Genomic DNA, 19,726 nt, shown 5'->3' on the forward strand with positions numbered 1-19,726 from the left:
AGCTCTGCGTCACAGGGACGCGGAGCGTCCCGGGCGGCATTCCCACGCGGAGCGTGGGAACGATCAAACAAAGCGCTGCAGGTATTTGATGTGCTCACAGTGCGCAACGTCCTGCACCACCGGCCTTAACCGCACCTGCGCCCCCGGCAGGCACTGCGCCAACCGCGCCAACGCCAACGGCGTCAACGCCCCCAAACGTGGATACCCGCCAATCGTCTGCCGATCATTGAGCAACACAATCGGCTGGCCGTCCGGCGGCACTTGCACCGCACCGAGCGGAATTCCTTCAGAAATCATTGGCTGGCCCTGATATTCCAACGCCTTGCCCAGCAAACGAATGCCCATTCGATCGGCGCGGCTGTCCAGCGTCCAGGCACTGTTGAAGGCATCAAACAAACTCTGCCCACTGAACTGGCCGATCTGTGCGCCGAGCACCAGATCCAGCGGCGCATTCGATTTCAAATCCAGCCGTAACGCCAAAGGCACTTCGCGAAGCGACAGCGATTCACCGCGATAACTCAGCGCCGCCCCCTTCGCCAGCGGCAAGCCCAGGCCATCCAGACCACCGAACGCCTCGCGCACCACTGTTGCGCTACTACCCAAGACCTTGGGCGCCTCGAAACCGCCGGGCGCCGCCAGATAAGCCCGGGCACCGAGCAACGGTTGCGTGAACAGCAACTTCTGTCCTTTACCCAACTTGAAACTGCGCCACGGCGCCAGCGGTTGACCATCAATCTGCGCGCCAAGATCAGCTCCGGCCAGTGCCAGCAAACAATCGTCTTCAGCGACTACGGCAAACCCGCCAAGCGTGATTTCGATCACCGGCACATCCAGTCCGTTGCCCAGCAACCAGTTGGCCCAGCTCATCGAACACCAATCTGCGGCGCCGCCCTGGGTAACGCCCAGATGGCGCACGCCGAAACGTCCTGCGTCCTGCAACAGACACAGCGGTGTACTCGCTGCAATTGTCAGTCGGCTCATGCCTGCGCCTCCAGTGGTGTGTCGTCGCCGCCCAGATTGATGAACTCGGCATGACTGACCGCCTCGAATCGCACGGTGTCGCCCGGTTGCATCAGGCTGTAGCCATCACGTGTGCGATCGAACAGTTTCGCCGGGGTGCGGCCGATCAGGTTCCAGCCACCAGGCGAGACCACGGGATACGCAGCGGTTTGGCGCTCGGCAATGCCGACACTGCCCGCAGCGACTTTCTTGCGCGGCGTGTTCAGACGTGGCGCCGCCAGAACCTCCTCCACCAACCCCATAAAGGCGAAGCCCGGCGCAAAGCCAAGCGCAAACACCTGATATTCGCGACCACTGTGGCGACGTATCACTTCCTCCACTGCCAGCCCACTGCGCTCGGCCAGCAGGACCAGTTCCGGACCGACGCTCAAGTCGTACCAGACCGGCAGCACATGGCATTGGCCAGCGGTTTGCACATTCGGCGACAGGTCGATCAACGCCTCGGCGATCAACTCCCGCGCCTGACTCGGGCTCAGAGCCGTCAAATCGTAATGCACCATCAACGTCGTATAGGACGGCACCAGATCAATCAGTTGCTCGCCGAATGCCGCACGCAAACGCTCACTGGCAGCGAGCATCCACGGCATGTTGGCTTCGGCGATCTCATCAAACAGACGCACCATCAGGCAATCCAGTGCCACCACTTCAACCCTTGGGTTCATGAGGCACGCTGCTGATTCAAGGCTTCGCGAATGCGTTGCACGGCGGCGACCGAACTGGCGTTATCGCCATGTACGCAAAGGGTATTGGCGTGCAGACGCAACGCGCTGCCGTCGCTGGCGCTGAGGTTGTCGCCACGGGCAATGGTCAGGGCTTGCTCGATGATTTTTTCCGGGTCGTGATGCACCGCGCCCGGCAATTGTCGTGAAACCAGTTTGCCGGCACTGTCGTAAGCACGGTCGGCGAAGGCTTCAAACCAAAGGATGACGCCATACTCATCGCCGATCTGCTGCACGGCGGAGTTGTCACGGGTGGCCATGAGCATCAGCGGCAGGCTGCGGTCGTAAGCGGCCACCGCCTGAATCACCGCACGCAATTGTGCCGGGTTGGCCATCATGTCGTTGTACATCGCGCCATGGGGCTTGACGTAACTGACACGGCCGCCCTGCGCCTTGCAGATGCCGTCGAGGGCGCCGATCTGGTAATGCAGGATGTCTTGCAGCTCTTGCGCCGAATACGCCATGGAGCGGCGGCCGAAACCGACCAGATCCTGATAGGCCGGGTGTGCACCGATCTGGACGCCGTGGCTCAACGCCAGACTGACGGTCTTGCGCATGATGCTCGGGTCACCGGCGTGGAAACCACAGGCCACGTTGGCGCAATCGATGAAGGGCATGACCTCGGCATCCAGACCCATGGTCCAGCTGCCGAAACTCTCGCCGATGTCGCAATTCAATAGCAGGCGGCTCACGGTGAACACTCCTGTAGGTGCTTGTCTTTTTATCTGTAGGACTGTGCTGCGCAGGTTATCAGTTACTGCGCATCGAGTTGCTTGCCGCGGGTTTCCGGCAGGCTCAACGCCGCAATAATCACCACGCCGTAAGACACTGCGGCAAAGGCACCAATGCCTACGCTCAACGGCACCTTCTGGCTGAGCAGACCGATCAGCAGCGGAAACAAAGCGGCCAGCGCCCGACCGATGTTGTAGCAAAAGCCCTGCCCCGAACCGCGAATTCGTGTAGGAAACAATTCAGTCAGAAACGCGCCCATGCCGCTGAAAATCCCCGAGGCGAAGAAGCCCAGAGGGAAGCCCAGCCACAGCATCACGCCGTTGCTCACCGGCAACTGCGTGTAGAGCAGAACGATGGTGAACGAGCCGACCGCAAAGAGAATGAAGTTCTTCTTACGCCCCAGCAGGTCAGTCAGATAAGCGCTAATCACATAGCCGACGTAGGAGCCGACAATCACCATCGCCAGATAGCCGCCGGTGCCGAGTACGCTCAAGCCGCGTTCGTTTTTCAGAAAGGTCGGCAGCCAGGAAGTGATCGCGTAATAGCCACCCAGAGCACCGGTAGTCAGCAGCGAAGCACGAATCGTGGTGAAGAGCATGCCGGGGGCGAAGATCTCATAGAACTTTGATTGGTTCTCTGGCGTTTGCTGCGCCTTGGCCTCGCGGTAAATCTCCGGATCCTTCACCAGTCGACGGACGAAAATCACAAAAATCGCCGGCACGATGCCGAGGATGAACAGTGCGCGCCAGGCATCTTCCGGCGGCAGCACCGAGAACAGCAGCGCATACAGAATCGCCGTCAGCCCCCAACCCAGTGCCCAACCCGATTGCACCATGCCCACCGCTTTGCCACGGTCCTTGGCGCGGATCACCTCGCCGATCAGCACCGCGCCGGCGGTCCATTCGCCGCCGAACCCGAAGCCCATCAGGGTCCGCGCGATCAACAGTTGTTCGTAGTTTTGCGCGAAGCCGCAGAGGAAGGTGAAGAAGGCGAACCACAGCACGGTGAGTTGCAAGGTGCGTACACGACCGATGCGGTCGGAGAGAATTCCGGCGACCCAGCCGCCGATGGCCGAAGCGATCAAGGTGCTGGTGTGGATCAGCCCCGCTTCGCCGGTGGTAATGCCCCACATCGCGATCAGCGTCGGCACGACGAAGCTGAGCATCTGCGTGTCCATGCCGTCCAGACCGTAGCCGATCTTGCAGCTCCAGAACGTGCGGCGCTCCTGTTGGTTGATGTTGCGATACCAGTCGAACGGCCCCGGACGCGCCGTTGCCTTGGGTACTTCTAGGGTGTCGGGAGCACGCATGGCTTATCTCCGCAGGTTTTTTATTGGTCTTGTTCGTAGCCCCGACGACGCCTATCGTGGGGACCGGATGCGTCGATTTTTCGTCGCGCGGCCCTGCTGCGTCCAACGAATAAAAACCCGCCTTAGCCATAAGAAAAATTTGTCACCCGAGCCTTGCCCATGAACCTGAAGTTTCTCGAGACCTTTGTCTGGGTCGCCCGACTGAAGAGTTTTCGCCTGACCGCCGACAAGCTGTTCACCACCCAGGCGTCGATTTCCAGCCGCATCGCGGTGCTGGAAGGTGAGCTGGGGGTGAAGCTGTTTCTGCGCGATTCACGCGGTGTCAGCCTGACGCCCGAAGGCCTGAAAGTGCTGGAGTATGCCGAGCAGATGCTCGACACGATGTCAGCGCTGAAACAGTCGATCGAGACCCGTTCGAGCAAGGTTGGTCGCGTCCGTATCGGCGTAATGGACACGGTAATCCACACCTGGCTCAGCCCGTTGGTGGCGCAGATGACCGATCTGTATCCGCGGGTGGAAATCGAGCTGGTGGCGGATACTTCGCTGAACCTCTGCGATCAGTTGCAAAAAGGCTTTCTCGATATCGTTCTGCAAACTGACCTGGTGCGCCATGAAAGCGTACGCAGTCTGGAGCTGGCCAGCCATCCGCTGGGCTGGATTGTCGCCAGTAATTCGATCTACAACCGCGACTACGCCGACCTTGCCGAACTGGCGCAGGAGCGGATCATCACCTACTCGAAGAACTCCCGACCGCATCAGGATCTTCTGGCGTTGATGCAGGCCAACGGTGTGCTGGCTCCACGCTTGAACTGCGTGAATTCGGTGTCGGCGATTACCCGGTTATTGCGTGATGGATTTGGGATTGGTGTGCTGCCACCGGTGTTGGTCGCCGAAGAGTTGGCGCGGGGCGAATTGACTTTGCTGGACATCGATCAGCGACCACCGAATCTGCAGGTAGTGGTGTCGTGGCGGGTGGGGGTCGAGTGGGTCGAGGAGATTGTGACGTTGTGTCAGCAGGTGCTGGAGGGATATGCGATCAAGGTGGGCAAGGACTACATCGCGTTAAGTTGATCGTTCCTACGCTCCGCGTGGGAATGCAGCCCGGGACGCTCCGCGTCCCTCGAAAGCCGAACGCGGAGCGTCCGTTGAGGCATTCCCACGCAGAGCGTGGGAACGATCATCAGAGACCGCGCACGTCGCGGTCTTCGATCGGCCGGCTCTGGCGCAGGCGTCGGCCACCGAGAACAACCCAATCGATCAAGCGGAACAGGCATTCAATGCCGAACGACAGCAGCAACGCCCCGCTCATGCCCCAGATCATCGCTTCCGGGGTCAGCAGGATCTGGTAGCTGTAGCCGTTCCAGGTTTCCTTGCGAATATCCGGGTCAGCGGCCAGCACCACTTGCAGGAAGCGGATGTACCACGGGCCTTGCATCGCCTGGAACTGCTTGTCCAACGCCACCTGACGCGTGAGCAAGGTGTTCAGACTGTCGGCGTCGCTGCGGAAGATCGGATCTTCACTGGCGCGGTAATGCGCCACCAGTGCCTGCATATCGCCCTTGAAGAACTGCTCGGCAGTCCCTTGAAAACCGCGCAAACCGGTCTGCGCTTCGATCAGATGCGCCTCGACCCGCTTCGCGTAATCATTGATGAATCCCGGCACCTGGACACCGATCAACAGGCCCGCCGCAAACAACACCAGCCGTACATAACTGAGCAACATGGGGTGCAATCCTTATTCGGTCTTGCCCTGGCTGACGCATTCACCGCGTCGCCACAGGCTCCATTGGCCCGGTTCGTAGCGGGTCCAGGTTTCATTTTCGGTCAAAGGTTCGGTGGCGATCACCGTGACCACGTCGTTGGGCGTGGTCTCCGCCTGAAAATCGACGATCACGTCGACATCCTTCAGACGCGCCGGGCCGAACGGTGCGCGGCGGGTGATCTGTGCGAGTTTGGTCGAGCAATAGCAGAACAGCCAGTCACCATCGCTGAGCAGGCAGTTGAACACGCCTTTGCTGCGGTATTCGGCGCAGGCAGCGACCAGATCCGGCAACAGCTCTTCTATATCGACCGGCTCCGGGAATGCTGCACGCACGCGGTTGAGCAAATCGCAGAACGCCGCTTCACTGTCGGTATCGCCGACCGGGCGGTAGAAGCTTTTGATCGGAGTGAAATCGGCGAGTTGGCCGTTGTGCGCGAAACACCAGTTGCGCCCCCACAGTTCGCGGACGAACGGGTGAGTGTTGGACAGGCAGACCTTGCCGACGTTGGCCTGGCGGATGTGGCCGATGACCACTTCGCTTTTGATTGGATAGCGCTGCACCAGATTGGCGACTTCCGACTCGCAACTCGCCGCCGGGTCCTGAAACAGACGCAAACCCCGGCCCTCATAGAAGGCAATGCCCCAGCCGTCACGGTGCGGGCCGGTGCGGCCGCCGCGCTGCATCAGGCCGGTGAAGCTGAACACGATATCGGTCGGCACGTTGGCACTCATGCCCAGTAATTCACACATGTGCGGACTCTCGGGTTACAGGCGCGGCTCGACCCGCATGCGCTGCGGATTGTTCGGCAGAGGTGGACGACCATAACGGTCATCACCGGCACCGCCAAACGGTTGATCGTCATCGCGGTCATCAGCGCGCGCGGCGGCTTTGGCGGCTTCGGCCTGTTCACGACGCGCACGCGAAGCACGTTCGATCGGGAAGCGGATCGCCACGAAAATCAGGTAAATGCCGAAAGCGATCATGCTGTACATGAACAGATCGGAGACTGCACGCCAGGCGTTGTTGCCGACCTTGAAGGCCAGGTCCAGCGCGGTGATGGCAATGGACGGCGCAACCTTGGCTTTGACCGGATCAATGATGGTCGGGCTGAACAGCAACACCGCCATCAGCACGCGCAGCGGCTCGCGCAACCAGCGCCACATCCAGGTAGTCAGGCGCATCCATACCAACAGGCAGCCCACAGCGGCAAAGGCGTAGAGGCCCCAGGCGATCAGATAGTCGTTCTCGGTCATGGTGTCCATGGCAAGGCAGGCAAAGAGGCGCTTATAGTAACGACTTTTCGCCCGTCCGGCTTGTCCCAATAGACATGCGACCTGTGGGAGCGAGCCTGCTCGCGATGACGGACAGCCTGACAACATTGATGTTGAATGTGCCGGCCTTATCGCGAGCAGGCTCACTCCTACAGGGTCTGCGGCGGTTTCAAGCGCTGCGAAAACCCTTATTCCGTACATTGTCCGAGAGCCTTCCATGCCCCAATCCGCCAACGTCATCAGTGCCCCGATTGCTCACAAGGCGCCCGGTGCCGACCCGTATGCCTGGCTGCAGGAGCGCGACACCGACGCGGTGCTCGATTACCTCAAGGCCGAAAACGCCTGGCAGGAAGCGCAGACCGCCGATCAGGCCGAATTGCGTGAAACCTTGTTCGAAGAGATCAAGGGCCGGATCCTCGAAACCGACCTGTCCCTGCCCTCGCCGTGGGGCCCGTACCTGTATTACACGCGCACCACCGCCGGTGACGAATACGCCCGGCACTACCGTTGCCCGCGACCGGCGGACGACAGCCTGACCCTCGACGAAAGCCGCGAACAACTGCTGCTCGACCCGAATGAGCTGGCCAACGGCGGCTTCTTCTCGCTGGGCGCCTTCAGCATCAGCCCAGACCATCAGCGTCTGGCCTACAGCGTCGACGCCTCGGGCGATGAGATTTACACGCTGTTCGTCAAAGAGCTGTCCAACGACAAGGTCAGCGAACTGGAATTCGAAGACTGCGACGGCAGCATGACCTGGGCCAACGACAGCCTGACCCTGTTTTTCGGCGTACTCGACGACACCCATCGCCCACACAAACTGTTTCGTTATCGCCTCGACGGCACCGCTGCCGAAGAAGTTTTCCACGAGCCGGACGGGCGTTTCTTCCTGCATTGCTACCGCTCCAGTTCCGAACAGCAATTGCTGCTGTCGCTGGGCAGCAAGACCACCAGCGAAGTCTGGGCGCTCGACGCCAATCAGCCGCACCTGCCGTTCACTTGCCTGGCGCCGCGCGTCGAAGATCATGAATACGATGTCGATCACGGCCTGCTTGATGGCGTGTGGACGTGGTTTATCCGCACCAACCGCGACGGCATCAACTACGCCCTGTATCAGGCCCCGGACACTGGCATCGCGCCGACCGAAGCCGACTGGCAAAACCTGATCCCCCACAGCGATACGGTGATGCTCGATGGCGTCAGCCTCAACACCGAGGCCATGACCCTGAGTCTGCGCGAAGGTGGCCTGCCGATCATCGAAGTGCACCCACACGGTCTGACGCCTTATCGCGTGCAATTGCCGGACGCGGCCTACAGCCTCTATGTGCAAAACAGCCTGGAATTTGAAAGCGACCGCATTCGTCTGCGCTACGAGGCGTTGAACCGTCCGGCACAGGTTCGCCAACTGATCCTCGCCAGCGGCGAACAAGCGGTGTTGAAAGAAACCCCGGTGCTCGGCCCGTTCGACGCCGATGCCTACGTCAGCCAGCGCCTGTGGGCGACGGCGCCGGACGGCACGCAAGTGCCGATCAGTCTGGTGATGAAGCGCGAAATGGTCGGCCAAGCGGTGCCGCTGTATCTGTACGGTTATGGCGCTTACGGTTCAAGCCTCGATCCGTGGTTCTCCCATGCCCGTCTGAGCCTTCTGGATCGTGGCATGGCCTTCGCCATTGCTCACGTGCGCGGCGGCGGTGAATTGGGCGAGGCCTGGTATCGCGCCGGCAAGCAGGAACACAAGCACAACACCTTCAGCGATTTTATCGCCTGCGCCGAATTCCTGATCCTCAACGGCATCACTACTGCCGAAAAACTGGCGATCAGTGGCGGCAGCGCCGGCGGTCTGCTGATTGGTGCCGTGCTCAACCAGCGCCCGGATCTGTTCGGCGTGGCGATTGCCGAAGTGCCGTTCGTCGACGTGCTCAACACCATGCTCGACCCGGAGCTGCCGCTGACCGTCACCGAATATGACGAATGGGGCAATCCCGAGGAGCCGGAGGTTTACGAGCGGATCAAGGCTTACGCGCCCTACGAAAACGTCAGCGCGCAGGACTATCCTGCAACGCTGGTAATCGCCGGCTACAACGACAGCCGCGTGCAGTACTGGGAGGCGGCCAAGTGGGTGGCAAAATTGCGCGCGACCAAAACCGACGACAACGTGCTGCTGCTCAAGACTGAACTGGGCGCCGGGCATGGCGGGATGAGCGGGCGTTATCAGGGATTACGTGACGTAGCGCTCGAATACGCATTTGTTTTCAAGGTTTTGGGTCTGGCCTGAGGAACTCCGTCGGTCACTTGGGTCTTAATTCCAGACCCAAGAGGCCGATACGCCCAAGATCCCTTTGTGGGAGCGAGCCTGCTCGCGAATGCGACCTGTCATCTACATCGTCGGTGACTGACACTACGCTTTCGCGAGCAGGCTCGCTCCCACAGGGGCGGTGTACAGCCTTGAAAATGTGAAAACAAAAAGACCGTGACGACATGTCAGAACCGACCTTACTGAACAACGAAATCCGCGACTGGCTGATGGACTGCGGCCTGTTCGATCAATTGCAGCTGGCCGACTTTGCGGCCGCTTCCGGCTATTTCAGCATCAGCACCGTGGCTGAAGGCGAGGCGATTTTCCGTGAGGGCGATGCCGGCAGCTTCATGTGCATCCTCCACACCGGCCAGGTCGCCGTGCAGAAAACCGGGCCCGATGGCCAGGTCATCACTATGGCCACCCTGCGCAGCGGTAGGGCGTTCGGTGAAATGGCCGTGCTTGATGGCGAGCGCCGCTCGGCCACCTGCATCGCTGCGAGCAACTGCCAACTTCTGAACCTCGGCAAGGATTCGCTGGAAAAAATGCTCAACGACGCGCCGAAGATCGCCGCGAAGATCATCCGCGCCCTCGCCGTCTCCCTGTCGAAACGCTTGCGCATGGCCGATGGCCAACTGGCCGCGCAACAGGTTTAACCCCCGGGGGATTTTGCCTTGGTGCCGGTCGGTTCAATGCCCGGCACCGGTTGATCCTTGCTCGGTGGACTGGGCATTTCGATCGGCACCAGCGGTGGACTGCCACTGCCGGCACCGGACTTGGGAATGTTGATCGGCGTGATCTGCGGATATGGCGTCGGTGTCGCGGTGCCGGGCGAGCCCGGTTGCGGCGCCGGGCTGAGCGGAATCGCCTGTTGCGCCTGCACTGCAGTAATCGAGAGCGCGGCCAGGGCAATGACCGTTAGAATGGTGCGCTTCATCAAGGGCTCCGTTTGGCCTCTAGTCTGCGCTCAGGCTACTCCCAACGGGCCTGCTTGCCTTCCCCCTTGTAGAGATTTCCATGAAACGTTTCGTTCTGCTCGACACCACCCCGATCCCTGAAAGCGGCGGTGCCCTGTGCCTGTTCGAGTATGGCGAGGATTTCGTCATCAAGATCCAGGGCGGCGACGGCGGGCAATTGATGAACACGCGCATGCACGGTTCCGAAGATGCACTGGCCGAAATCCCGTGCCGCAAGGTCGCTGGGCGGCCGGATTCGCGGGTGCTGATCGGCGGTCTGGGCATGGGTTTCACCCTCGCCTCCGCGCTCAAGCATCTGGGCAAGACTGCCGAAGTGGTCGTCGCGGAGCTGGTGCCCGGCGTGGTCGAGTGGAACCGTGGCCCGCTCGGCGAGAAGTCCGGCCGGCCGCTGCTGGATCCGCGCACGGTGATCCGTCAGGAAGACGTGGCCAAGGTCCTGCAAAGCGAGCCGAACGGTTTCGACGCGATCATGCTCGACGTCGACAACGGCCCCGAAGGCCTGACCCAGAAGGCCAATAGCTGGTTGTATTCGGCCGCCGGTCTGAATGCTTGCGCCAAGGCCCTGCGCCCCAAAGGCGTGCTGGCGGTATGGTCGGCCAGCGCCGACCGGCTGTTTTCCGACAAATTGAAGAAGGCCGGCTTCAAGGCCGAAGAAGTCCAGGTCTTCGCCCATGGCAACAAGGGCACGCGCCACACGATCTGGATTGCCGAGAAGCTCAAGGGCTGAGCTAAACTCTGCGCATAACCGTCATTAGTCTTTTACAAAGGTGAACCCATGAGTTCGTCCACCCCAACCAACACGTCGAAGCTGGATCGCATCCTCGCCGACAACCAGCGCGACAAGGAAATGGGCTACCGCGACAAGGCCCTGAAGATGTACCCGCACGTCTGTGGCCGCTGCACCCGTGAGTTTTCCGGCAAGCGCCTGAGCGAACTGACCGTGCACCACCGCGACCACAACCACGACAACAACCCGCAGGACGGCTCGAACTGGGAATTGTTGTGCCTGTATTGCCACGACAACGAACACTCGCGCTATACCGATCAGCAGTATTTCAGCGAAGGCTCGCTGAGCACGCCGAAGATCGCCAAGGCAACGCATAACCCGTTTGCCGCATTGGCCGGGTTGATGAAGAAAGAAGAATAAGCCAGTCATGATCGCTCCCACGCTCTGCGTGGGAATGCAGCCCGGGACGCTCCGCGTCCCTTGCAAAGCCGAACGCAGAGCGTCCGAAGAGACGTTCCCACGCAGAGTGTGGGAACGAGCGGTGCCGCCCTCCCCCAATCCCCGTATAATCGCGCTCTTTTTCCCGAAGGCACCCCGCTCGTGGCAGACAAACGGTACAGCTGCATTGGTTTGTATAACCCCAAATCACCAGAGAACGTCGGTTCGGTGATGCGCGCCGCAGGCTGCTATGGCGTGGCGTCGGTGTTCTACACCGGTAAGCGTTATGAACGCGCCGCCGACTTCGTCACCGACACCAAGCGCGTCCACTACGACATCCCGCTGATCGGCATCGACGATCTGAAAAAGATCCTCCCGCTCAATTGCGTACCGGTCGCCGTGGAACTGGTCGAGGGCGCCCGCCCGCTGCCGGAATACACCCACCCGGATCGCGCCCTGTACATCTTCGGCCCGGAAGACGGCTCGCTGGATAAAGAGATCCGCGACTGGTGCGAAGACGTCGTGTACATCCCGACCACCGGCTGCATGAACCTCGCCGCCACGGTCAACGTCGTGCTCTACGACCGCATGGCCAAAGGCCTGAACACCCGCTCCGGGCCAAAATTCCGCTGAAGCGTCGCACATCCGATGGAACAAGCTGACCGCTCCGGCAGTCAGCTTGTTTATCCATTACTTATTGCCTGGAGAAAGATCATGACCGAGCTCAAACGTGTCGAACGTATCGAATCCACCCCGTTCCAGAGCCGTTCCGAGCAGAACGTCGAAGGTTGGGAGCGTATCGGCTCGCTCGCGGGCGGCGTGATCATGGTCGGTAAGGGCCTGCGCCGTGGCGGTGTGTTCGGCTTGATTCAGGTGGCGATTGGCGGCGTGGCCATGGCGCGCGGGATTACCGGGCACAGTTCGGTGAAGAGCCTGTTTGAGAAAAGTCGTCAGGACATGAACAACGTGCGGGCGAAGATCGAGCGGGCCGGAGAAGAGTTGAGCAAGCTCAAAGCCAATGCCGAGGCGGCGACCAGCACCGCCACCGTGACCGGCAATGATTCGGTGAAGTCACCGAAAGCCGGGGTTTGATCCGAAATTTGCGGTGGGGCTAATGACCCCTTCGCGAGCAGGCTCGCTCCCACCTTTTGAAATGCATTCCCCTGTGGGAGCGAGCCTGCTCGCGAAAGCGCTATTACTGAAGTAACCCGGTATCAAGCACTTTGGAAGACTCGCCGAGCACGCTCTCGGCCAGCTGCACAAACTCCTTGGTACTCACCGTCCCCAGATGCATCGCCCCACGCAAGACATCATCCAGCGAACGCTTGTTGCGCGTTTTCAAACGAATCTCGCCATCCAGTTCCTGCAACAGCACCACCGCTTTCGCCACCTGCGCCGGGCTGATCTGCTCGCCGCGTAGCGTCGTGACTTTCTGGCTGTCCCTGGCCAGTTTCGCCTGCAAACTCTGATAACGCTCATCGCTCATGCCGCCCGCGCGGCGCACCAGTTCAATGGCGTAATACTCGGCAAAACCTTCGCTGATCCAGTCGCTGCGCTGCTCGTCGTTAATGCGCCCGAACACCTGTGCCAGCTCACGCACCAGCGCGCTGCTGCCGCTTTCACTGACCAGCGGCAATCGTGTATTTAAGTAAATGGATTCATGCGCACCGAGGCTGCCGCGCCACATCGGGTCGTTGGCGCCGACAATCAACAGCTTGCTCGGATGTCGTGGATAAACCGCCTGCACCTGCGGCCAGACGAACGTGAGCAATGTCAGCACGTCCATTCGACGCATGCCCTGCCCTTGCGGTGAGGCCACGGTGACCTCGGTTTCACCCAAGCGAGTGCGGCGGCTGCCGAGGTGGCCGGCGAGCATCCACCCGGTCGGGCGGTCGAACAGGCGCGAAGGATTGTCGATGCGGAACTTGTTTTTGCCGATTCGCGGCCACGCGGTTTCGATGCTCTTCCAACCGTCGGGCAATTCGAATTGCAGACGCGCGACCAGTTCGGTGCCGTCCTGCTGATCGAGTTTGGCTGGCGGCACCAGTTCATCGCCGCGCATCAACGCCCAGCTTGGGGTCATGCGCGTGTCGAAGCTGCCGTTCTTGCGACCGTGGCTGACGCGTACGCGGTAGGTCAGGCTGGACTTGTCACTGTTCGGGCGCCAGACGCCCCGTGCGTTTTTGCCTGGGCTCAGCAGCCACTGACCGTCAGCCTTGAAGTCGCTGTAATGACTGCCGTCGCCAAGATCGAAATCAAGACTGCGCACCGCTTCACCCTTGGCCAGGGTCAGGCGTACTTCGGCCTGATCGCTCTGTGGCAACAGGCGCACGTGATAATCCAGATCGACTTTCTTCGCCGCCCATGCCGGCGCGTTCAGCGCCAGCAGCGCAATCATCAACGCTCGCGACAATCCGACAGCCATACGCACTCCTTGGTAAAGCTTGAATCCGCAGGTATTCAGCCCGCGCGGAAAATCAGGTGATCTTCCCAGTCATCTTCCGGCACGCTGCCTTCGGCAAGCATGCGCCCGGACTGGGAAATGCGCTCGTGGTGCACCGCGTCGCGATCGCCGCAAACCAGGTGGTGCCACAACGGCAGATCCTTGCCTTCGCTGACCAGTCGATAACCGCAGGTCGGCGGCAGCCATTTGAACTCTTCGGCCTGGCCCGGGGTGAGCTGGATACAGTCCGGGACAAACTGGATGCGGTTCGGGTAATCACTGCACTGGCAGGTTTTCAGGTCCAGCAGTTTGCAGGCGATGCGCGTGTAATAAACGCTGTTGTCTTCTTCATCCTCGAGCTTTTGCAGGCAGCACAGACCACAGCCGTCGCACAGCGATTCCCATTCCTGGTGATTCAGCTGATCGAGGGTTTTGCGTTTCCAGAACGGTTCGACTTCGGCGGCCATGGCTCAAGCATCAACATCAGGTGGTGAAAAGGCCGCCAGTCTAGTGCTCAAGGCCTTGCGGGCCAAGCGTTGGCGACTGCCGGTTGTGCGGGACTTGTCAGTTTTTGTGGCGGCGCGTAGCTTTGCCAGTCGCAAGGAGCCTTGCCCGCAAGCCATTAACGCTCGACCGCGTTGCATTGTGGTGAACCCTCAGGCTCGGAAAACCCCATCGTTCAGCGCAACTGATCCCGCCGGGTTTTCATTCAAATCCCTGACTCAACCGTAGCAAGGAATCTCTCCATGAGTGCCAACCCTCGCGTTGCCGATTACGCCATTCACCCGCAATTCACCGAACGCTGGTCGCCGCGTGCCTTCACCGGCGAAGCGATCCCGGAAGAAACCCTGCTGAGCTTCTTCGAAGCGGCACGCTGGGCACCCTCGGCTTACAACTCGCAGCCTTGGCGTTTCCTTTATGCGCGTCGCGATACGCCGAACTGGGAGCGTTATCTGGGTCTGCTCAATGAATTCAACCGTAGCTGGGCGCAGCATGCGTCGGCGCTGGTCATCGTGATTTCGAAAACCACCTTCACTGCACCAGGCGCCACTGAAGAAACCCCGGCGCTGTGGCATACCTTCGACACCGGCTCGGCGTGGGGCCATTTGGCGTTGCAAGCAAGCATCAGCGGCTGGCACACCCATGGCATGGCCGGGTTCGATCAGGAGCTGACGCGCAAGGAGCTGAATATTCCTGAAGGTTATGCGCTGCACGCGGCGGTGGCCGTGGGCAAACTCGGTGACAAGGCAACGCTGGCTGAATACCTGCAGGCCCGTGAAGAGCCGAGCCCGCGCCGCCCGCTGAACGAACTGGCGGCAGAAGGCGACTTCAGCCTCTAAGCCACACCGCAAATGATCGTTCCCACGCTCCGCGTGGGAATGACTCAAGGGACGCTCCGCGTTCCAATGGGACGCAGAGCGTCCCCGGCTGCATTCCCACGCGGAGCGTGGGAACGATCTGAAGCAAGGAGATCAATATCCGCGATTGAAATCCACTTCCCCGCGCAACCCCTCACCCGCCTGATACGCCTTCAGGTTCTCGACAAACAACTGCACCATCAACGCCGGTGACGTCGGTGCCGAGCTGTGCCCGGTCAGCAGCAAACCCCACGCGGTCCAGAATGGATGGCGTTGCGGCAGTGGTTCCTGACGGCAAACGTCGATCACCGCCCCCGCCAGATGGCCTTCCTTCAACGCGTCCACCAGATCGGCATCAACCACCGCGACACCCCGTCCGGCGTTGATAAACAACCCGGTCGGTTTGAATTGCTTGAACAGCGCCGCATCGTAGATATCGTGGGTGTGCTCGGTGTTCGGCAACAGATTGACCACGTAATCCACTTCGCCCACCAGCCGTGGCAGATCGGCCATCGAACCGACTTCGACAAACGGCGCCTGCTCGCGGGCGCTGCTGGCGATGCCGTACAACTCAATGCCAAATGGCAGCAGGAACTGCGCCACGCTCTGGCCAATATCACCGGTGCCAACGATCAACACCTTGCGCCCGGCCAGGCTCTGGCCGCTGCGGTTGTCCCACTTGCGTTCGACCTGGCTGACCAGTCGTGCGAGCACTTCGCGCTCATGGCCGAGGATGTAGGTCAGCACGTATTCAGCCATCACCTGCCCGAAAATCCCCACTGCACGGGTCAAGCGGTAGTCACGGCGCAAACCGTCCGCGAGCAGCGGCGTGATGCCGGCCCAGGTCGATTGCAGCCATTGTGGCTGGTGGCCCTGGCGCAGCAGGGTCGCAAGCAGATCCGGCTGGCCGAGCCACACCGGGCAATCGGCGGCCTGACGGGCCAGCTCGGCGGAGTCGCCGCTGGTCAGTACTTCAACCTCGGGCGCTGCCTGACGCAGCAGCCGGGCGTATATCGCGTGGTCGTGTTCGGCAATCAGAACGCGCATCTTCAAACCTTTCGCAAACCGTGCAGATGGCCGCCGGATTCGGACGGCCATCGCGGTAAAAACAGTTCCAGGGTAAACCGAGACTCAGAACAGAGCCGCGCAGATCAGACCGGGTCGTTGCGTCGCAGCAACTCTTCGGGCAAGTGCTCGATGTACTCGTCCTCGGCCGGTGGCATTTGCAGGTGGTAGCCCTGCTTGTCGAGGTTTTCCAGAACCACGACGATGTCCTCGCTGGCCAGTTTGCGCTCGGGCGACAGCACCAGATCGAAGGAATGCTTCGGCTTGCCGAACGCCAGCATCAGCGCTTCCGGCACACGCTCCAGCGCATCACTTTTGAGCACATAAAGGTACATGCCGCTGCGCTTGGAGCTTTGGTAGATGGAACAAATACGTTTCAAGGCTGTTCTCCGGCGGTGGCCAGGCTGTCGAGCAGCTTCTGGCCCATGAGTTCGCGGCGCCAGCCACGCAACGACTCAGGCAATTGGTAAGGACCCTCGGGATAACCGCTTTTGACCAGGGCTTCGAGGGTTTTCTTGCGCAGCATCAGTTCCGGGGCGATACCCAGACGCTCGGCCTCAGCCTGACCCAATGCGCGCAGTTGTTTGATCAACGCAGCGGCTTCGATCGGCAATGGCTCCGGCACCGCTGGCGGCCATTGATCAGGCCCCACACTGCCAGAGCGCTTGATCAGATCAAGCAGAAATTGGCCGTCCTGACGCACGGTACGCGGGTGCATGTCTTCGATCTTGCCCAGCGCTGCAAGGTTGTCCGGTTGCGTGCGGGCCAGCGGCCACAGCGAATGCTCACGGACGATGCGGTTGCGCGGCAGATCGCGGGCGCGGGCCTCTTTTTCACGCCAGGCGCACAACTCACGCAGAACGGCCAGCTGCGCACGGGACAGTTTCCACGCCAGTTTGGCCTCGCGATAGACCTCGTAAGGATCGGTTTCGCGGCGCAGGTTGGCGACCAGTTCGGCACCGTCCTCCAATACCCAGGCAAATTTGTCGTCAGACAGTTTCGGCCGCAGCTGTACGAAAACCTCCGCCAGATGCACGGCATCTTCGGCGGCGTAGCTGATTTGCGTCTCGGACAACGGGCGCTGCAACCAGTCGGAACGGGTCTCGCCCTTCGGCAGTTCGATGCCAAGCACTTCCTGCACCAGCCGCGAATAGCCCATCGAGAAACCGAGGTTCAGGTAAGCGGCAGCCAGTTGCGTGTCGAACATCGGCGCCGGCAGGCTGCCGGTCAGACGCAACAGCACTTCGAGGTCTTCGCTGCAGGCGTGCAGGACTTTGAGCACCGCCGGGTTTTCCAGCAAGGCGGCCAGCGGTTGCCAGGCGTTGATGGTCAACGGGTCGATCAGGTAGGCGCGTTTGCCGTCGCCGACCTGCAACAGGCCGGCAATCGGGTAGAAGGTGTCGACCCGCATGAATTCGGTGTCGAGGGCAACGAACGGCAGCTGCTGCCACTCGGCGCAAAACTGCGCGAGGCTTTCGTTGTCGCGAATCCAGTGAATATCGATGGCCACACGGCTCTCCCTTGAAGAATGGCGCGCAGTATATATCGCCACCGGCGATTTACGCGCCTGCGAAGGGCAAGAGCTGTAACGAAATGTCCTGCCAGAGAGCAAGAATAGTCTGACAGAAGAAGCAGAAAGCCCCGTCGTATCAGAACGACGGAGCCGATTGGACTCAGTCCTTGGCGAGTACGCCGTCGATCACCGCACCACGGCAACCGGCAAACATGTCCAGACCCGGCTGATAGACCTTGCTCTTGACCTCGAGCAGGCCAAGCATCGAGTGGAACAGGTTGTCCTGGCTCAGCGGTTTGTCGCGGCTCATTTGCAGGCAATGGGTATCGACCGAATAGGCCTTTTGATAGCTGTCGCTGAACCACGCCAGCATCGCTACATGCTTTTGTTGCTCAGGCGCCAGCATGTAAGGCGTACCGTGCAGGAACAAGTTGTATTCGCCCAGCGACTCGCCGTGGTCCGACAGATACAACATGGCCGTATCGACTTTGTCCTGATTGCTGCGCAATACATCGATCAGGCTCGATAGCACATGGTCGGTGTACACCAGCGTGTTGTCGTAACCGTTGACGATACTTTCACGGCTGCAATTGTTCAGCGCGTTACTTTCACAAACAGGCGTGAAGTGCTCGTATTCCTTCGGATAACGCTTGAAGTATTCCGGGCCATGGCTGCCCATCTGGTGCAAAACCAGCACGGTGTCCTTGTCCAGATGGTCGATAAAACTTTGCAGACCTTGCAGGAGGATTTCATCACGGCACTCGCTGTTGGCGCACAGTGCCGGATCTTTCAGGTTGCTCACATCTTGCAGCGTGACCCGATCGCAAGTGCCTTTGCAGCCCGACTGATTGTCGCGCCAGATCACATCGATGCCGGCACGCTTGAGCACGTCGAGCAGGCCCTCTTCATTTTTCGCCTTGCTCGCGTCGTAATCCTTGCGGCCCATATTGGAGAACATGCACGGCACCGAAACAGCCGTTTCCGTACCGCAGGAGTGCACATCGGTAAAGGCGATCAACCCGGCTTCCTTGTCCAGTTGCGGGGTGGTGTCGCGGTCATAACCGAGGATGCCGAAGTTCTCCGCTCGGGCGCTTTCGCCCACGACCAGCACGGTCAGGGATCTACGCGGCTGAAGCTGCACTTCGGGATTGCGCCGGGCGTCTTCGCCGATCTTGATGAACGGTTGCTGTGCCGAGACCACTTGCTCACGCAGGTAACCGGCCGAAGCGCCGATGTAGTTGCTGGGCACCAGCATCAAACGAATTTCGTGGTGATTGCGAAACAGCGAGGACAGGCCCTGATAGTTGACCAACGCCACCGCGCCAATCACCGCGACCGAAACGACACTGACAATAACTTTGCTGATCAACTCGCGGTGCCAGCGACGATAGTTGACTGGCACTTTCCACAGTAACAAGGACGGTAAAACACCGAGCAACAGAATATAAGCAAACAACTTCAACGAGAGCAGGTCACGCACTTCCGTGGCATTGGTTTCGGCAAAGTTACGAAACATGCCGGCATCGATCATGACGCCATATTGGCTCATGAAATAAGCCACACCGGCGCTGATCAGAAATATCAGCGTCAAGAGCGGTTTGAGCACTGGACGAAAAGCCAGAACCGTCAGCACGATGTTGAACGCGGCGAGGATCATCACCCCGAACGCCAAGCGCATGGCGAGGCCATTGCCATCGGCAGCGGTGATCTCGAACAGGTGCTGCCAGAGCACAACATTGCAGCCCAGTAAAAGAAAGGCACTGGCAATCAACGTCAGCCATTCCGGGCGCACGGCTTTTAACTTAAACATAGAAGGGGTCATTCCTGAAAAGACGAGCCTCGGTCAATGATGGAAAATTCAATTGTGAAAATTTCATTAACTAAGGCATGACAAACTTTAAGCAGGCAACCATCAATTTTTTGTGAAAAAGACGCCAATGATTAGTTGGCTTTTACCTTTACGCTGAAACTTGTGAAGTATTTGAGAATGGTTCAGGTTTTATTCAGAAAAATAACACTGCTGTCTATTGTGGGAGCGAGCCTGCTCGCGAAAAGGCCGGCACAAGCAATATTTCGATGACCGATAAACCGCCTTCGC

At 60.1% G+C, this 19,726-nt stretch carries 22 protein-coding genes; 8 read left to right on the forward strand and 14 right to left on the reverse strand.

Translation table 11 applies throughout. The annotated features are described in order from the left end of the window. Positions 1-63: 63 nt before the first annotated feature. The 4 genes from ACOYXJ_RS02090 to ACOYXJ_RS02105 all read right to left on the reverse strand — a co-directional run bounded on the left by ACOYXJ_RS02090 (position 64) and on the right by ACOYXJ_RS02105 (position 3,780). A complete protein-coding gene (locus tag ACOYXJ_RS02090; RefSeq protein WP_460367647.1) occupies positions 64-981 on the reverse strand; it encodes a 5-oxoprolinase subunit C family protein in 918 nt (305 codons plus the stop codon). Beyond that, the gene (gene pxpB, locus ACOYXJ_RS02095) at positions 978-1,682 is read right to left on the reverse strand and encodes a 5-oxoprolinase subunit PxpB (protein ID WP_460367649.1); all 705 of its coding nucleotides are present in this window, start codon (positions 1,680-1,682) and stop codon (positions 978-980) included. Before pxpB ends, ACOYXJ_RS02090 begins: the two co-directional genes overlap by 4 nt. After that, positions 1,679-2,431 (reverse strand): 5-oxoprolinase subunit PxpA, encoded by a 753-nt coding sequence (locus tag ACOYXJ_RS02100; protein ID WP_460367651.1) that lies wholly within the window; start codon positions 2,429-2,431, stop codon positions 1,679-1,681. Before ACOYXJ_RS02100 ends, pxpB begins: the two co-directional genes overlap by 4 nt. 62 nt (positions 2,432-2,493) lie before the next feature. Beyond that, a complete protein-coding gene (locus tag ACOYXJ_RS02105) occupies positions 2,494-3,780 on the reverse strand; it encodes an MFS transporter (RefSeq protein WP_150708174.1) in 1,287 nt (428 codons plus the stop codon). A 159-nt stretch (positions 3,781-3,939) separates the two neighbouring features. Between ACOYXJ_RS02105 and ACOYXJ_RS02110 the strand changes: the two genes are divergently transcribed. Further along, the gene (locus ACOYXJ_RS02110) at positions 3,940-4,851 is read left to right on the forward strand and encodes a LysR family transcriptional regulator (protein WP_460367653.1); all 912 of its coding nucleotides are present in this window, start codon (positions 3,940-3,942) and stop codon (positions 4,849-4,851) included. 109 nt (positions 4,852-4,960) lie between these two features. Here ACOYXJ_RS02110 and ACOYXJ_RS02115 read toward each other — a convergent pair whose 3' ends face one another. Genes ACOYXJ_RS02115 through ACOYXJ_RS02125 form a run of 3 tightly spaced genes read right to left on the reverse strand, consistent with a single transcriptional unit; the run spans position 4,961 to position 6,805 of the window. After that, on the reverse strand, positions 4,961-5,503 hold the full coding sequence (locus ACOYXJ_RS02115; RefSeq protein WP_034153178.1) for a DUF2937 family protein: 543 nt from the start codon (positions 5,501-5,503) through the stop codon (positions 4,961-4,963). Positions 5,504-5,515: 12 nt separating this feature from the next. Then, complete coding sequence (locus tag ACOYXJ_RS02120; protein WP_007911322.1) at positions 5,516-6,292, reverse strand: class II glutamine amidotransferase; 777 nt, start codon at positions 6,290-6,292, stop codon at positions 5,516-5,518. Between the two features lie 15 nt (positions 6,293-6,307). Next, a complete protein-coding gene (locus tag ACOYXJ_RS02125) occupies positions 6,308-6,805 on the reverse strand; it encodes an MFS transporter (RefSeq protein ID WP_095119087.1) in 498 nt (165 codons plus the stop codon). A gap of 226 nt (positions 6,806-7,031) precedes the next feature. Between ACOYXJ_RS02125 and ACOYXJ_RS02130 the strand changes: the two genes are divergently transcribed. After that, positions 7,032-9,086, forward strand: coding sequence for a S9 family peptidase (locus tag ACOYXJ_RS02130; protein ID WP_460367656.1), 2,055 nt, complete (start codon positions 7,032-7,034; stop codon positions 9,084-9,086). 203 nt (positions 9,087-9,289) lie between these two features. Then, positions 9,290-9,763 carry a cyclic nucleotide-binding domain-containing protein gene (locus ACOYXJ_RS02135; protein ID WP_007969596.1) on the forward strand — a complete coding sequence of 158 codons (474 nt, stop codon included), beginning with the start codon at positions 9,290-9,292 and terminating at the stop codon, positions 9,761-9,763. Here ACOYXJ_RS02135 and ACOYXJ_RS02140 read toward each other — a convergent pair. Next, positions 9,760-10,044 (reverse strand): hypothetical protein, encoded by a 285-nt coding sequence (locus tag ACOYXJ_RS02140; protein ID WP_150795732.1) that lies wholly within the window; start codon positions 10,042-10,044, stop codon positions 9,760-9,762. The genes ACOYXJ_RS02135 and ACOYXJ_RS02140 overlap by 4 nt on opposite strands. Before the next feature lie 80 nt (positions 10,045-10,124). Here ACOYXJ_RS02140 and ACOYXJ_RS02145 point away from each other — a divergent pair, with 80 nt between their 5' ends. From ACOYXJ_RS02145 to ACOYXJ_RS02160, 4 genes are all read left to right on the forward strand, one after another. After that, positions 10,125-10,811, forward strand: coding sequence for a spermidine synthase (locus tag ACOYXJ_RS02145; protein WP_007911335.1), 687 nt, complete (start codon positions 10,125-10,127; stop codon positions 10,809-10,811). Between the two features lie 48 nt (positions 10,812-10,859). Beyond that, complete coding sequence (locus ACOYXJ_RS02150; protein ID WP_095049254.1) at positions 10,860-11,231, forward strand: YajD family HNH nuclease; 372 nt, start codon at positions 10,860-10,862, stop codon at positions 11,229-11,231. A 180-nt stretch (positions 11,232-11,411) separates the two neighbouring features. Beyond that, positions 11,412-11,882, forward strand: a complete 471-nt coding sequence (locus ACOYXJ_RS02155) for an RNA methyltransferase (RefSeq protein WP_007911337.1) — start codon at positions 11,412-11,414, stop codon at positions 11,880-11,882. Positions 11,883-11,963: 81 nt separating this feature from the next. Beyond that, on the forward strand, positions 11,964-12,341 hold the full coding sequence (locus ACOYXJ_RS02160; RefSeq protein ID WP_095049253.1) for a YgaP family membrane protein: 378 nt from the start codon (positions 11,964-11,966) through the stop codon (positions 12,339-12,341). A 103-nt stretch (positions 12,342-12,444) separates the two neighbouring features. Here ACOYXJ_RS02160 and ACOYXJ_RS02165 read toward each other — a convergent pair whose 3' ends face one another. Together ACOYXJ_RS02165 and ACOYXJ_RS02170 are read right to left on the reverse strand one after the other, a co-directional pair. Next, entirely contained in the window at positions 12,445-13,674 is a 1,230-nt protein-coding gene (locus ACOYXJ_RS02165) for a hypothetical protein (protein WP_150795551.1), read from the reverse strand. 35 nt (positions 13,675-13,709) lie between these two features. Further along, positions 13,710-14,159 carry a YcgN family cysteine cluster protein gene (locus ACOYXJ_RS02170; protein ID WP_150795550.1) on the reverse strand — a complete coding sequence of 150 codons (450 nt, stop codon included), beginning with the start codon at positions 14,157-14,159 and terminating at the stop codon, positions 13,710-13,712. Between the two features lie 279 nt (positions 14,160-14,438). On the opposite strand from ACOYXJ_RS02170, the gene ACOYXJ_RS02175 reads away from it, so the two are divergent. Continuing rightward, positions 14,439-15,032, forward strand: coding sequence for a nitroreductase family protein (locus tag ACOYXJ_RS02175; protein WP_150795549.1), 594 nt, complete (start codon positions 14,439-14,441; stop codon positions 15,030-15,032). A 132-nt stretch (positions 15,033-15,164) separates the two neighbouring features. Here ACOYXJ_RS02175 and ACOYXJ_RS02180 read toward each other — a convergent pair whose 3' ends face one another. From ACOYXJ_RS02180 to ACOYXJ_RS02195, 4 genes are all read right to left on the reverse strand, one after another. Further along, the gene (locus ACOYXJ_RS02180; RefSeq protein ID WP_460367660.1) at positions 15,165-16,097 is read right to left on the reverse strand and encodes a D-2-hydroxyacid dehydrogenase; all 933 of its coding nucleotides are present in this window, start codon (positions 16,095-16,097) and stop codon (positions 15,165-15,167) included. Positions 16,098-16,201: 104 nt separating this feature from the next. Further along, positions 16,202-16,495 carry a YcgL domain-containing protein gene (locus ACOYXJ_RS02185; protein WP_007911350.1) on the reverse strand — a complete coding sequence of 98 codons (294 nt, stop codon included), beginning with the start codon at positions 16,493-16,495 and terminating at the stop codon, positions 16,202-16,204. Further along, the gene (rnd, locus tag ACOYXJ_RS02190) at positions 16,492-17,625 is read right to left on the reverse strand and encodes a ribonuclease D (RefSeq protein WP_102900272.1); all 1,134 of its coding nucleotides are present in this window, start codon (positions 17,623-17,625) and stop codon (positions 16,492-16,494) included. The genes ACOYXJ_RS02185 and rnd overlap by 4 nt, the downstream gene beginning before the upstream one ends. Before the next feature lie 163 nt (positions 17,626-17,788). Further along, a complete protein-coding gene (locus ACOYXJ_RS02195; protein WP_460367663.1) occupies positions 17,789-19,438 on the reverse strand; it encodes a phosphoethanolamine transferase in 1,650 nt (549 codons plus the stop codon). Positions 19,439-19,726 lie beyond the last annotated feature (288 nt).

It is taken from the genome of Pseudomonas sp. Tul2A7 (assembly GCF_054790505.1).

Coding starts and splice junctions, on each gene's coding strand:
- ACOYXJ_RS02150 (WP_095049254.1), top strand. CDS start 10,860: ATGAGTTCGTCCACCCCAACCAACACGTCGAAGCTGGATCGCATCCTC.
- ACOYXJ_RS02105 (WP_150708174.1), bottom strand. CDS start 3,780: ATGCGTGCTCCCGACACCCTAGAAGTACCCAAGGCAACGGCGCGTCCG.
- ACOYXJ_RS02090 (WP_460367647.1), bottom strand. CDS start 981: ATGAGCCGACTGACAATTGCAGCGAGTACACCGCTGTGTCTGTTGCAG.
- ACOYXJ_RS02175 (WP_150795549.1), top strand. CDS start 14,439: ATGAGTGCCAACCCTCGCGTTGCCGATTACGCCATTCACCCGCAATTC.
- ACOYXJ_RS02130 (WP_460367656.1), top strand. CDS start 7,032: ATGCCCCAATCCGCCAACGTCATCAGTGCCCCGATTGCTCACAAGGCG.
- ACOYXJ_RS02120 (WP_007911322.1), bottom strand. CDS start 6,292: ATGTGTGAATTACTGGGCATGAGTGCCAACGTGCCGACCGATATCGTG.
- ACOYXJ_RS02160 (WP_095049253.1), top strand. CDS start 11,964: ATGACCGAGCTCAAACGTGTCGAACGTATCGAATCCACCCCGTTCCAG.
- ACOYXJ_RS02110 (WP_460367653.1), top strand. CDS start 3,940: ATGAACCTGAAGTTTCTCGAGACCTTTGTCTGGGTCGCCCGACTGAAG.
- ACOYXJ_RS02195 (WP_460367663.1), bottom strand. CDS start 19,438: ATGTTTAAGTTAAAAGCCGTGCGCCCGGAATGGCTGACGTTGATTGCC.
- ACOYXJ_RS02115 (WP_034153178.1), bottom strand. CDS start 5,503: ATGTTGCTCAGTTATGTACGGCTGGTGTTGTTTGCGGCGGGCCTGTTG.
- ACOYXJ_RS02135 (WP_007969596.1), top strand. CDS start 9,290: ATGTCAGAACCGACCTTACTGAACAACGAAATCCGCGACTGGCTGATG.
- ACOYXJ_RS02165 (WP_150795551.1), bottom strand. CDS start 13,674: ATGGCTGTCGGATTGTCGCGAGCGTTGATGATTGCGCTGCTGGCGCTG.
- ACOYXJ_RS02140 (WP_150795732.1), bottom strand. CDS start 10,044: ATGAAGCGCACCATTCTAACGGTCATTGCCCTGGCCGCGCTCTCGATT.
- ACOYXJ_RS02125 (WP_095119087.1), bottom strand. CDS start 6,805: ATGGACACCATGACCGAGAACGACTATCTGATCGCCTGGGGCCTCTAC.
- pxpB (WP_460367649.1), bottom strand. CDS start 1,682: ATGAACCCAAGGGTTGAAGTGGTGGCACTGGATTGCCTGATGGTGCGT.
- ACOYXJ_RS02145 (WP_007911335.1), top strand. CDS start 10,125: ATGAAACGTTTCGTTCTGCTCGACACCACCCCGATCCCTGAAAGCGGC.
- ACOYXJ_RS02180 (WP_460367660.1), bottom strand. CDS start 16,097: ATGCGCGTTCTGATTGCCGAACACGACCACGCGATATACGCCCGGCTG.
- ACOYXJ_RS02170 (WP_150795550.1), bottom strand. CDS start 14,159: ATGGCCGCCGAAGTCGAACCGTTCTGGAAACGCAAAACCCTCGATCAG.